Below are 284 nucleotides of genomic sequence, written 5' to 3' on the forward strand. Positions count from 1 at the left end.
CGATGTTAGCGTCAACTTTAGCGATGTGGTCACGAATGAATTTGTGAACAGCCTGTGCCTGAGCCGGAGTTGCAGATTTGCCAGTACCGATTGCCCATACGGGTTCGTAAGCGATAACCGCACCTTCGAATGCCGCAGCACCCTGAGTTTTCAGTACCGCGTCGATCTGACGTGCGCAAACTTCTTCAGTTTTGCCCGCTTCGTTTTCAGCTTCGGTTTCACCGATGCACAGAACCGGAGTCAGGCCCTGCTCTTTCAGCACCGCGAAAAAATTCGCGGTGCTG

Annotated in this window: 1 protein-coding gene; it reads right to left on the reverse strand. The window is 53.2% G+C overall.

The genetic code is table 11. The annotated features are described in order from the left end of the window. The coding region (locus SB765_RS29035) for a triose-phosphate isomerase (protein WP_410932405.1) at positions 1-284 on the reverse strand (284 nt) is incomplete at both ends.

The sequence above is a fragment of the Pseudomonas sp. SIMBA_067 genome (genome assembly GCF_046534675.1).
GTDB lineage: Bacteria > Pseudomonadota > Gammaproteobacteria > Pseudomonadales > Pseudomonadaceae > Aquipseudomonas > Aquipseudomonas putida.